The organism is Psychrobacter sp. UBA2769, from assembly GCF_002352555.1.
Classification (GTDB): Bacteria; Pseudomonadota; Gammaproteobacteria; order Pseudomonadales; family Moraxellaceae; genus Psychrobacter; species Psychrobacter maritimus.
Genome location: NZ_DEIR01000022.1, coordinates 1 through 12,854 on the forward strand (window position 1 = coordinate 1; position 12,854 = coordinate 12,854).

Annotated in this window: 8 protein-coding genes; 5 read left to right on the top strand and 3 right to left on the bottom strand. The window is 42.6% G+C overall.

Features of this window, described 5'->3' with window-relative positions; translation table 11 throughout:
- Window positions 1–694 precede the first annotated feature (694 nt).
- The 4 genes from thrS (at window position 695) to rnr (ending at window position 7,278) form a co-directional block, all read left to right on the top strand.
- Window positions 695–2,629 carry a threonine--tRNA ligase gene (thrS, locus tag B3Q63_RS10590; protein WP_201563927.1) on the top strand — a complete coding sequence of 645 codons (1,935 nt, stop codon included), beginning with the start codon at window positions 695–697 and terminating at the stop codon, window positions 2,627–2,629.
- Between the two features lie 23 nt (window positions 2,630–2,652).
- Entirely contained in the window at window positions 2,653–3,156 is a 504-nt protein-coding gene (gene infC / locus B3Q63_RS10595) for a translation initiation factor IF-3 (protein ID WP_045447656.1), read from the top strand.
- Window positions 3,157–3,582: 426 nt separating this feature from the next.
- A complete protein-coding gene (locus B3Q63_RS10600; protein WP_201563925.1) occupies window positions 3,583–4,827 on the top strand; it encodes a toxic anion resistance protein in 1,245 nt (414 codons plus the stop codon).
- A gap of 156 nt (window positions 4,828–4,983) precedes the next feature.
- On the top strand, window positions 4,984–7,278 hold the full coding sequence (gene rnr / locus B3Q63_RS10605) for a ribonuclease R (protein WP_296176455.1): 2,295 nt from the start codon (window positions 4,984–4,986) through the stop codon (window positions 7,276–7,278).
- 175 nt (window positions 7,279–7,453) lie between these two features.
- On the opposite strand, the gene B3Q63_RS10610 is transcribed toward rnr, so the two are convergent.
- The 3 genes from B3Q63_RS10610 to hisA form a co-directional block, all read right to left on the bottom strand.
- Window positions 7,454–7,732: a hypothetical protein gene (locus tag B3Q63_RS10610; RefSeq protein ID WP_296176457.1), complete on the bottom strand. Its 279-nt coding sequence runs from the start codon at window positions 7,730–7,732 to the stop codon at window positions 7,454–7,456.
- 119 nt (window positions 7,733–7,851) lie between these two features.
- Window positions 7,852–9,639 (bottom strand): mechanosensitive ion channel domain-containing protein, encoded by a 1,788-nt coding sequence (locus B3Q63_RS10615; RefSeq protein WP_296176458.1) that lies wholly within the window; start codon window positions 9,637–9,639, stop codon window positions 7,852–7,854.
- Between the two features lie 70 nt (window positions 9,640–9,709).
- Window positions 9,710–10,450 (bottom strand): 1-(5-phosphoribosyl)-5-[(5-phosphoribosylamino)methylideneamino]imidazole-4-carboxamide isomerase, encoded by a 741-nt coding sequence (gene hisA, locus B3Q63_RS10620; RefSeq protein ID WP_183619188.1) that lies wholly within the window; start codon window positions 10,448–10,450, stop codon window positions 9,710–9,712.
- Between the two features lie 1,050 nt (window positions 10,451–11,500).
- Between hisA and B3Q63_RS10625 the strand changes: the two genes are divergently transcribed.
- Entirely contained in the window at window positions 11,501–12,853 is a 1,353-nt protein-coding gene (locus B3Q63_RS10625) for a Na(+)-translocating NADH-quinone reductase subunit A (RefSeq protein WP_201563919.1), read from the top strand.
- Window position 12,854 lies beyond the last annotated feature (1 nt).

A 12,854-nucleotide genomic window follows, 5' to 3' on the forward strand; every position in this document is an offset into this window, starting at 1 on the left:
TTAATGAGGTGCGTATTATAGACGGTTTGAGCTGGGTGTCAACTGCTTTTCGATAGATTTCTTAATTAATTTTAGAAGATAATAAACAAGCCATATCTTTCAATAACTTAGAGTAAAACCATTTATCAAAACATTAAGATTCTATTCTATAAACCGTCTTTAGCGTCTGCTTTTTACTGCTTACTCAATTCAATCTGCTATTTAAAAACTGCATGTCAACTTATTATGCCTATAAATATAGGATTTAGTGCAATTATTAATCGATATTAATGATGTCTATATTCATCTCTATTGATATTAGTGCTAAGTGCACCTATATAATAACTCACTTATATGCACTTATATATGGCAACTGGATATAGAAGCTGAGCTAACCCTTACTATCTAGTGTTGATAGACAGTTTTTGCTATAATAGCTGCTTTTATGACATTACTGCATAGCATGTCTGCTTACCTTTATTAGAAGGGTGCTTATTTGACATCATAGTAAGTTAATTATCAGTTATCAGATGACTTAATAATTATCACACTATATATGATGCTATATAAGTTTAAGCGCAGTGCTTGTAGTTAATGCTCATTTCTTACATATCCAACATATCATAGCGGTTAGATATAATTGACGCAGTCTTACGATTATATGATTGATGGTTGCAATCATCACTGCCAACGGACGCAAAAAGGTGAATAGATTATGGTAGCGATTACTTTACCCGATGGTAGCGTAAAAAACTTCGAAGGCAATACCACCGTCATGGAAGTGGCGCAAAGTATTGGGGCAGGATTGGCGAAAGCGACGGTCGCTGGGCGCGTAGATGGTCAGTTAGTCGATGCGCACGACCCTATCGCCCATGATGCTAAAGTTGAAATCGTGACGCCAAAAGACGCTGACGGTGTCGATATCATTCGCCACTCGGCTGCCCACTTATTAGGTCATGCGGTTAAGCAGCTATATCCTGACGTAAAAATGGTGATTGGCCCTGTGATCGAAGATGGCTTTTATTATGACATCTATAGTGAAACGCCATTTACCCCTGAGCACATGGAAAAAATTGAAAAACGCATGATGGAGCTGATTAAGCAAGATTATGACGTTATTAAAAAAATCACGCCACGTGATGAAGTGATTAAGATATTTGAAGAGCGCGGCGAAGACTATAAGCTTAAGCTTATTAATGATATGCCGGGCGAAGAAGCCTTTGGTCTATATCATCATCAAGAGTATGTTGATATGTGCCGTGGTCCACACGTGCCAAACACGCGCTTCTTAAAAGTATTTAAACTGACCAAAATGTCAGGTGCTTATTGGCGCGGCGATGCTAAGAACGAACAGCTACAACGTATTTATGGTACAGCGTGGGCGGATAAAAAAGATTTAAAAGCCTATATCCAACGTATTGAAGAAGCCGAAAAACGTGATCACCGTAAAATTGGTAAAGCGTTAAATCTGTTCCATATGCAAGAGCAAGCGCCGGGTATGGTGTTTTGGCATGCCAATGGTTGGACGATTTATCAGGTACTTGAGCAATATATGCGTAAAGTACAAAATGATAATGGCTATGAAGAGATTAAAACGCCGCAAATCGTCGATCGCAGCTTGTGGGAACGCTCAGGCCATTGGGGTAACTATGCCACCAATATGTTTACCACCTCGAGTGAAAACCGTGATTATGCGGTAAAACCGATGAACTGCCCGTGTCACGTGCAAGTCTTTAACCAAGGTTTAAAATCTTACCGTGAATTGCCACTACGTATGGCAGAGTTTGGCTCGTGCCATCGTAACGAACCATCAGGCTCATTGCATGGTTTGATGCGCGTGCGCGGATTTACCCAAGATGATGCGCATATCTTTTGTACGCAAGCGCAAATTCAGCAAGAAGTGGCGGACTTTATTAAACTGACCCTTGCCGTTTATGAAGATTTTGGTTTTGATAATATCATCATGAAGCTCTCGACCCGTCCTGAAAAACGTGTTGGTAGCGATGAGTCTTGGGACTTTGCCGAAAAAGCTTTGGCAGATGCACTAGATAGTTCGGGTCTTGATTGGGAATATCTACCCGGTGAAGGCGCGTTCTATGGTCCGAAGATTGAATTTAGTCTGAAAGACAGTTTAGGTCGCGTCTGGCAGTGCGGTACGATTCAGGTTGATCCAAATATGCCTGAGCGCCTTGATGCTGAATTCGTCAATGAGCAAAACGAGCGCGAAACCCCTATTATGTTGCACCGTGCAATTCTAGGTTCGTTTGAGCGCTTTATCGGTATCTTGATCGAAAACTACGCTGGTTGGATGCCAGTATGGTTAGCACCGCAGCAAGTAGCGGTGATGAATATCACTGATAAACAAGCGGATGCTTGTGAAAATGTGGTCAGTCAGCTGAAAAATGCGGGTTTACGAGCCACTAGCGACTTGCGTAACGAAAAGATTGGATTTAAGATACGAGAGAAAACATTAGAACGCGTTCCCTATATGCTAGTATTAGGGGATAAAGAAGTCGAATCGGGCAGTGTCAATGTCCGTACTCGTGAAGGTGAAAACCTTGGCGTGATGAGCGTTGCAGAATTTATTACATTAGTACAGACTGCTGTTGGTAAAAAAGGCCGACAGACCCCAAAAACAGATGAGGAGTAATACCTATTAAACAGTCAAACCGTTTGAACATCAACGAAGATATCACAGCTAAAGAAGTCCGTCTCGTTAAAGAAGACGGCGAACAGATGGGCGTGGTGGATATCGAAACCGCGATGAAAGCGGCACGTGAGGACAGTCTAGATTTGGTCGAATTGGTTCCTGAAGCCAAACCGCCCGTATGCAAAATCATGGATTATAAGCATTTCCTCTATGATCAAAAGCAAAAGGCGAAAGAAGCTAAAAAGAACCAAAAGCAAACTCAGCTGAAAGAGATGAAGTTGCGTCCTAGTACTGAAGAAGCCGATTATCAGGTAAAACTGAAAAAAATCGTCAGCTTCTTAGAAGACCAAGACAAAGTTAAAATCAGTATCCGTTTCCGTGGTCGTGAAATGGCGCACCAAGAGATTGGTCGTAAACAGCTAGATCGCATTATCGAAGACACCGCTGAGATTGCAAACGTCGAGCAATATCCAAAGATGGAAGGTCGTCAAATGGGTATGCTGCTTGGGCCTACTAAGAAAAAGTAATCTGCTTACAGATTGCTGCTAGTGGTGGCTGTAAATCGATGTGCCTGTTAGTTAATATAAATAATTAACTGACATAGACAGATCGTTGATAGAGATAGTTATAATCTTAACCATCAATATGCTACGGGATATTGGTGGTTTTTTAATATTTAGACCCCTAAATGCTTATTCTTGCATATGATAAGTTGACTATAATCAGTGACGATTATTTATAAACCTTTTATAAACCGCAGTTTACAAAATCCATCTTCTCAACCTTTTCATTACCAGTTAATCTAAAGGTCAGCGCTATCACTCTTAAATATAATTCGAATAAAACCATTAAGGGCATAAAAACAATCGATACCACGACTAACTAAGAGTCTCATCAAAACCTAATGTCGTTGGTAACCAACAACGCCCTTTTCAGCTATTATAGGAAATTCCATGCAAGAATTAACCCCACCCGAAAATACCTCGACGCCAAGTATCACTTTGACCGCGCCTGAACCGGTGAAAGAAATACAAAAAAGCGAAGCCGATCAAATGGTGAAGTTGGATGAAAGCCAAATTCCAGAACTTGATGCCAAGGTCGACGCCTTTGTTGATCATGTGATTAATAACTCAGTACACAGCTCTGAGTTTCAGCAAAACGTACAATCTATCCATAATTTGGGTAATAAAGAGATTCGCGAATCGGCGCAAGTGTCTAATCGTATGCTCGATTTACCAGCGAAAAGTCTTAATAACAGCTTGTTTGATAACTCCCCTATTGCCAAATCATTGACTGAGCTGCGCGGGATTGTCGAAGATTTAGATCCGAGCAAAAAAGAGCTGACCAGCTCACGTAAGTTGTTTGGTCTCATTCCATTTGGCAATAAAGTCCAAGATTATTTCCGTCAGTACGAATCGGCGCAATCGCATATCAACGCGGTGGTGACTAGCCTTTATAATGGCAAAGACGAGCTACTCAAAGACAATGCCATGATTGAGCAAGAAAAGGTCAATATGTGGGAGTTGATGCAATCGATTCGCCAATATATCTATGTCGGTAAAAAAATCGATGAGCAGCTTGAACAAAAGGTTTATGCCGTTGAAGCGACTGACCCTGAAAAAGCGCGTATCATTAAAGAAGAGATGCTGTTTTATGTGCGTCAAAAAAATACCGACTTCTTAACCCAATTGGCGGTAAATATCCAAGGCTACTTAGCCCTTGATACCATCCGTAAAAACAACTTAGAGTTAATTAAAGGCGTAGACCGCGCGACCACGACAACTATTTCTGCATTACGTACGGCGGTTGTCGTTGCCCAAGCGATGACCAATCAAAAACTGGTACTCGACCAAATCACGGCGTTGAATAAAACGACTAGCAGCTTGATTGAATCAACGTCGGCGATGCTTAAGCGTCAGTCCTTGGAAATTCACGAGCAAGCAACTAGCAGCACAATTGAGCTTGATAAACTGCAAAATGCCTTTAATAATGTCTATGATACGATGGATATGATTAGCAATTATAAAATCGAAGCCTTAGAAAATATGAAGCAGACGGTCAATACCTTGACGACTGAAGTGGATAAAGCCCAGAAGTATCTCGATAAGTCGAATCAAACGACGGTACTTGAGGTATCCAAAGAATTAGACAGTAAAAAAATAACCAATCAATCAAATACGGTCGATATCGATATTTGATATTTGGTTTATTCCGAATGGCGAATGCTGCTGGCTATTAAAAGCTGACAGCTACTTGCTATCTGATACAGATAAGACAATTGACCTAAGATATTGCGACGTTGTTCGTGTTAAGATAGCTCTTATTAATAATTTTAAAAATAGATACGGTAATTTATGAGTTGGAACGATCCAAACGCCTCAACTGAGGCACAAAAATATGACAACCCTATTCCTAGTCGCGAACTGATACTCAGTACGATTAACGAACATGTCGAAGTCACCCATCAACAATTGGCAAAAGCCTTTAATATTGATGACCCTGACCAATTTGATGCTTTGGGCAATCGCCTAAAAGCAATGGCGCGCGATGGCCAAGTAAACCGTGACGGGCGTCCTTATCGCTATCGTACGGTAACCAAGCACGATATCGTTACAGGTACGGTGACTGCGCATCCAAAAGGTTTTGGCTTTGTATTACTAAGTGATATGCCTGACCTATTCTTGCATGAAAAGCAGATGCGCTGGGTCTTTAACGGCGACACGGTAGAAGCCGTTGGCACATCAACGGATAACCGTGGTCGTACCGAAGGGCGTATTGTCGATGTCGTTGAACGCCGCCAAAGCAACTTTATTGGGACATTGGCGCATGATGAAGATGGTTATTGTGTTGAGCTTGGTAGCCCAAACAACCATCAGCCGATTACCGTTACTGAAGAAAACGTGCAAGCGTTTAATGCAAAACAAGGTGCGCCGGTTAAAGTCGATATTATCGATTGGCCGAACCAGCATGAATTTGCCACCGGTAAAATCACTGAAGTGCTATCAGATGATAATGACCGTGAGTTGATTATTGAGACTACTTTACTCAACTATGATATCCCATCAGACTTTAGTGAAGCGGCACTTGAACAAGCCAATGCTTATCAAGAACCAACCGAAAAAGACTTAAAAGGTCGTAGAGACTTACGTGATTTACCGCTAATTACGATTGATGGTGAAGATGCGCGCGACTTTGATGATGCAGTATTTGCAGAAAAACGCTCGGGCGGTAACTATCGTGTTTTAGTGGCGATTGCTGATGTCAGTTATTACGTCACGCCAAACTCGCCACTCGATAAAGATGCTTATGAGCGCGGCACGTCAGTCTACTTCCCGCATCGCGTGATTCCGATGTTGCCAGAAGTATTATCTAATGGTCTGTGTTCATTGAACCCTGATCTCGACCGTCTCTGTATGGTTGCCGATATTAAGATATCGCGTGCAGGTAAGGTTACGGGCTATGAGTTCTATCCTGGAGTTATGCATTCACAAGCGCGTCTGACTTACAATCAAGTGAACGCTTATCTTGCTGATCCAAACGATAACAGCGTGCCTGAATCATTAACTGGTAATAAAGACGTCAAAAAATCGGTCGATACCTTACATCAATTGTATGAGCTGCTGCTGAAAAAGCGTGAAGAGCGCCATGCAATGGAGTTTGAGACGGTTGAAACTTATATTAAGTTCAATGAAAAAGGTGGTATCGAAGCGATTTTACCGCGTACACGCGGTGATGCGCAAAAGCTTATCGAAGAGTGCATGCTGCTTGCCAATACTTGTGCGGCAAACTTTGCACTGAAAAATGAGCTGCCTGTTTTATATCGTAACCATGATAAGCCCGATGGCGAAAAATCGATGCGTATCCATGAATATGCAAAAAACTTTGGTCTAAGCTTCCCAGAAGAAAGCCCAACCCAAGCAGATTATCAGCGGATTATCGAAGCGACTAAAGACCGTCCTGACGCGATTAGCATCCATAGCATGCTGCTGCGCTCGATGATGCAAGCGAACTATGCGCCTGACAATATCGGGCACTTTGGTCTCGCTTATGACGAATATAGCCACTTTACCTCGCCGATTCGCCGCTATCCTGACTTAATGCTGCATCGCGCGATTAAAGCAAAAGTGACCAATAGTCAGCAGCCAGTGATGGATTTCTCGCTTGACGGTGCTGGCACGCAAACCTCAGATACTGAGCGCCGCGCCGAAAAAGCATCGCGCTATGTAGAATCCTGGCTCAAATGTCATTATATGAAAGATCATGTCGGCGAAGAGTTCGATGGCGTCGTGACTACCGTGACGAGCTTCGGTCTATTTGTGACCTTGACCGACTTATATATCGATGGTCTAGTGCATATCTCTAACGTTGGTGACGATTTCTTTGTCTATGATGAGCAGCAACAACAGCTTATCGGTAAAGACAGAGGCACAGTATTTGGTCTCGGTGATTCGGTTAAAGTAAAAGTAGCAGGCGTCAATATGGACCTGCTACAAATCGACTTTGACCTCAAAGCCAAGCTACAAGCAAGCCAAATGAATCAAACCAAACGAGATCAGTCAAAGAAGAGCCCTGCTAGCAAAACTCCGGCTAACAAAGCGTCTGCTAAGAAAAGCAGCAGCCGTGGTAAAGGCGCTAGCAAGAAAAGCTAAGGCTTTCTAAAACTTAAGATTAAAAAAAGACTAACGTTATCGTTAGTCTTTTTTTTATGTGTATCGATTAATTGGCGCTTAATTAAACCGCTATTTTGAGACGTAGCTTATTTAAACCCTAAAAAAATTAGTCACTAAGAACTTTAGTCACTAAGAACTCTAAGCACTAAAAAAACTACTGCGTATCCGTCATTTGCTCGGCACGTTGTTGGCTCGTCTGCTCTGCTTGCGCTATCTGAGTGGTTGCCTTATCGATAATGGCTTTTGGCTGCTGTCCTAAGGGCTGGCTTGCGATATCTGCTGTATTGCTATTCACATTGCTAACCTGTTCTACTTCATTACTAGCGGCTATTACTTCTCTATTTTTTTCACGTTGGCTGCCGTTAATCATATTAAACCCTAATAAAATAACGATACCTGCTAAAGCGAAAATAATCAGATGTTTGATTTGCATAAAAAATGTCTCGTCTATTTCGATAAAATGTAGATAGACGTTTCACTGCATTTTTTATACCGACTTTTATAGTTAGTATTCACCTTTTAATAGGTAATCTTCAACGTTTCTCTTGTAGGCTATTCTTGCGGGCTATTGTTACTTAATAAATCCGTCTCATCTGAATTTTCGGCAATTTCTTGCTCGACCTTTTCCATCAATTTTTCATCAGGACGCGCATCAAGCACTTCATCGGCATTCCGACCTTGCAGGATATGTTTTGCCCGCGCTTTGGCTTGTTTTTTATCCTTATCTTCCATTGTGGTTTCAGGAGCTTGCGCCTCATTAGATATTTGAGAAGCGCTAGAAGTCTCAGAAGCTTTAGCAATATTTGGCGGTACTATTACTTGCGTTTGCGCCTTATCGCTGGTTTGACTGCTTTGGAGCTGCTCAAACGCTTTTTCTAGCTTATGGTTAAAACGCAGCTGATAAATGGGTTCCGGTAAGCTAAAGCCCTCGTCTTCCAACGCATGCTTAGTCTCGCGAATGGCAATACTGCGGGCTTTAGAAAAATCAGCTTCCAATTGATTAACCCATACTTGAAACTGCAAAATAATATTTGAGTCACCCACTTCTTTAATGACCGCTGTGACTTTTGGTTTATCTAGAGCAAAACCCAACTGACATATCGCATCGATACCTACTTTGATAGCAGCGAGCGGATCATCATTGGCATCTACGCCTAATTCAAAAGTAAAACGGCGCTCAGGGTTTTTGGTGTAATTTAAAATCGTTGCTTTAAAGACTTCGGCATTAGGAATCCGCAACTGGTTACCATCTAAAGTCATTAAAATAGTCGCACGTGAGGTTAGGCGTACCACAATGCCTTCTTGATTATTAATCAAGATATGATCGCGGGCGCGAAACGGTTGCCGAATACTGAGCATGAGCGAGGCAATATAGTTCTCAATCGTATCCTTGACCGCAAAACCGACGGCGATACCAATAACGCCTGCGCCGCCAAGTAGCGTGCCCAAGATAGTCTCAGCACCTATCAAACTTAACGCTAAAATAAGACCAAAAACGATAAAGATGACTTTAACGGTCTGCGCAAGCAACTCTGCAACAAAAGGATTGGGCGTAAGGCGTTGCCACATTTTTTTGCGATTGGATAGCCAGCTGCCAAACCACGTGACCAAGGCAAATAAAACAATCCCTACCAGTAATAGTGGCAAAGCTTTGACTAGGTTTTTGGTTTGTGCCTTGAGGCTTTGATAAACGGTCGAAACATTATCTTGCACATCAAGCGTGCGATTGATTCTATCTTCGACCGTCACCACGTCCGTTAAGCGATTGGTCAAATTAATGGCTTGCTGGGCTTTTTTCTCATTAGGCGTCTCACCGGTTAAGGTAACAACGCCTTGGTTGACGCTAACATTAACTGCTTGTAAGCCGTCAATTTCGGAAAAAATGCCACTGATACGTTGACGAATGTCATTGTCTTTTAATGGTGTTGGGGTGGTTTCGATTTGAGCATTGTTGGTACTTTCACCGCTGATAACAGGTGGTAGCTGGACGGGCGTCGGCGGTGCAGTGTCAGAAGTATTCGGAATCTCAGGCGTGATAGTTATATTACTATTTAGCCCGTTATTTAAATCACTCGTAGCTGGATTGTTGATAGCTGGGTCATTAACAGTTGGTGCGGTAGTCGGCTGAGCGCTTGGTTCATTATTAACGGCATTATTATCAGCAAACGCATCAGTGAGTGCAACATTCTCACTTGTACTGCTTTTTTCAGCCGCATAAGTGGGCAGGTTTAAAACGATGCTTAAGAGCAATAGTAACTGACCGCACGCCTTTGTCGTTATGCGTGACTTGCCTAGCCAGCTTGACCTAGGTAATTCAGGCTGGTCAAAATACGCTGCCATAAGCATCCCTTTTTTATTCTAACTCTATGCTACATTTGCAAGCATGCTATGCAAATATAGCTATTTAAAACTACTTACCATCCAGATAAAGCTGCGCTTCACCCAAATCTAAGGTGCCTTCATAGATAGCGCGACCAGTGATGATACCTTCGATGCAATCACCATAAGGTTTTAGCAATTCGATATCTTTCATATCGGTGACGCCGCCTGATGCAATCACCGGTAAGCCGCCTTCACGCGCTAAGTTGACGGTCTGCTCGACGTTGACGCCTTGCATCATGCCATCGCGGTTGATATCGGTATAAACGATTGACGATACGCCAACATCAGCAAAACGCTTGGCAAGCTCAGTCGCTTTAGTATCGGTCACGTTTGCCCAACCGTGTGTCGCAACCATGCCGTCTTTGGCATCGATACCGACGATGATATGTCCAGCAAATTCGCGGCAAGCTTCGGCCACAAAATCAGGCTCTTCAACGGCTTTGGTACCAATAATAATGTAAGTGAGACCCGCGCTAATATACTGCTCGATGGTTTTCATATTGCGCACACCGCCGCCCAATTGAATCGGCAGCTTAGGGAAAGCTTTAGCAATGTCATTGACCACTTGCTTATGTACAGGAATCCCGTCAAATGCGCCATTCAAATCGACCAAATGCAAGCGCCGTGCGCCTTCATTGACCCAACGCGCCGCCATGGCGACCGGATCATCAGAAAATACCGTATCGTCTTCCATACGACCTTGTTTTAAGCGCACACATTTACCATCTTTTAAATCAATAGCAGGGATAATGACAGGGACAGCACACATATAGCATTCCTTATAAAAACGATATGAACAATAAAAAAACCATTAAAAAGTGAAACAAGCGTCAAGAGCCACTTAATCAATAGCCACTTAATCAATGGCTACTTAAAAGCGACTGCTTATAAAGTCATTTAGCATAGCAAATTAAAAGCGGCTGTTAGGAGAAATTCGTTAAATATTAAAATGACAGTAGAAAATATAAAAATTGCTTAAAATTTGGCTGGATAATGGCAAAAAAACGATAATCATAACCATAAGTTTTAGCACGTGGATTCACTAGCAACATTAGGTAAATTCAATTACCAACTGGCAATTTTAGGTCAGTTTAGCGTATAATCCTAGGTAAATTTGTATTTGTGCGATAAAACCTAATCGTCTGCTACCTATCGACGATTTCAATCAGCACAAGGTAAATATGAGCTAAGTATTAACAACCAGATTAATGCTTACGCTTACAAATTGCGCTTATCAAGCAATTGAGTTTACCCTGTAACCATAGTTCGTTAAACAGCGCTTGGATAGTTTTTTAAAAGATGGCTTGAACAAAACATAAACAAGTCACTTATTCCTCATTTATATTCACTCGAATGAATAGCGCTGCTTAAAACACACAGATACTGTGATTTAAAGATCCTGTGATTTAAAGATTCTATGGTTTACAGATGTTCTGATTTATCGTTATTAAGATTTATAGCTATTAGGATTTTGAATACGACAAATTTTAAGATTTTAATAAATCGTATGGTAAAACTGTCTTTTATCTAACGTCATCCTAGTTGAGGATGGCATGAGATTTAAAGGTTTTAGTGTACACCTTGGTAGCCAGTCGTCACTTTGGTCATTCGAATAAGACATTAACGTGTTGTTAAGGAGTCTAAGGTCAGCGTTAATACTCTTACTTGTAGTTATGATGATGTGTTATGTCTAGAGCGCTTTTTCACGCCCTTTTTGGGGCTTGATTAAGGACTTTATTGATGACGCTGTTATTCATGCTGCCGATATACCAAACAGGACGTCTGGTATCGTTTTAGACTATGGACTAAGTTTTCGCTTATGATTACCATCAAAAAAGGTTTGGATTTACCCATCACTGGTGAACCCTCCCGCGAGATATCTGAGCACAGACCCGCCCATGTGGCACTTGTTGGCTATGATTATGTGGGCATGAAGCCCACGATGAATGTCAAAGAAGGCGACATCGTAGCTAAAGGTCAGCCCGTTTTTGAAGATAAAAAACGTGTCGGCGTTATCTACACCGCCCCTGCTGCTGGTAAGGTCATCGCCGTTAATCGCGGTGAGCGTCGTGTGTTCGAAAGTCTTGTGATTGCGGTCGACCCAAACGGTGAAGAAGTAGAATTTCAGCGCTACGACTCCCAGCAACTTGCTGACCTAGATTCTGAAGTCGTTGAAACCCAACTGCTTGCCTCTGGTGAATGGACCGCGTTCCGTACGCGTCCCTATAGCCGTTCTCCTGAAATCGGTGCCCGTCCTCACGCCATCTTTGTCACCGCCATGGATACCAATCCATTAGCGTTTGACCCGATGTTGCTGATTAATGAGCAACTGCAGGCGTTTAATGACGGACTTGCCGTATTATCAACGCTCAGCCCCAAGACCTTTGTCTGCCATCACGGTGATGCCCAGTTGACGCCAGTTGCCAAAACGGCGGCTAATAATGTCACTGAGTATCATAGCTTTGCCGGTAAACATCCCGCTGGTCTGGCTGGCACGCACATTCACTTTTTGCATCCTATCATGCGCGGTGTGACGGTTTGGACGATTGGCTATCAAGACGTGATTGCTATCGGTAAGCTATTTACCACCGGTCGCTTATACACGCGCCGTATGCTTAGCCTTGCCGGTCCTGCGGTTAAAAACCCGCATTTAATCGTCACCGAACGCGGTGCTGATATCACAGCATTGACTAAAGGTGAGCTTGAAGCAAGTGAGAACCGTGTGATTTCAGGTTCTGTGCTATCAGGTCGCAAAGTGTTTGGTAATACCGCTTATCTTGGTCGCTTCCATAATCAAGTCAGTGTGCTAACCGAAGGTCGTGAGCGCCCTGCGTTCCATTTCTTAAGTATCGGTAGCAACCGTTTCTCAAAACTGCCTATCTATATTTCTAAGTTCTTTGGTAGTAAGAAATACGACTTTACCACCTCAAGCAATGGTTCGCCGCGCGCAATGGTGCCAATCGGTGTCTATGAAGAAGTCATGCCACAAGACTACCTGCCAACGCAGCTATTACGTGCCTTGATTGTCGAAGACATCATTAGCGCCGTCGATTTGGGCGTACTTGAATTGGACGAAGAAGATTTGGCATTATGCACCTTCGTATCTCCTGGCAAATATGAATTCGGCGATATTTTGCGTGATAACTTAACGCGCATTGAGCTGGAGGGCTAAC

Coding starts and splice junctions, on each gene's coding strand:
- thrS (WP_201563927.1), top strand. CDS start 695: ATGGTAGCGATTACTTTACCCGATGGTAGCGTAAAAAACTTCGAAGGC.
- B3Q63_RS10600 (WP_201563925.1), top strand. CDS start 3,583: ATGCAAGAATTAACCCCACCCGAAAATACCTCGACGCCAAGTATCACT.
- rnr (WP_296176455.1), top strand. CDS start 4,984: ATGAGTTGGAACGATCCAAACGCCTCAACTGAGGCACAAAAATATGAC.
- B3Q63_RS10610 (WP_296176457.1), bottom strand. CDS start 7,732: ATGCAAATCAAACATCTGATTATTTTCGCTTTAGCAGGTATCGTTATT.
- B3Q63_RS10615 (WP_296176458.1), bottom strand. CDS start 9,639: ATGGCAGCGTATTTTGACCAGCCTGAATTACCTAGGTCAAGCTGGCTA.
- hisA (WP_183619188.1), bottom strand. CDS start 10,450: ATGTGTGCTGTCCCTGTCATTATCCCTGCTATTGATTTAAAAGATGGT.
- B3Q63_RS10625 (WP_201563919.1), top strand. CDS start 11,501: ATGATTACCATCAAAAAAGGTTTGGATTTACCCATCACTGGTGAACCC.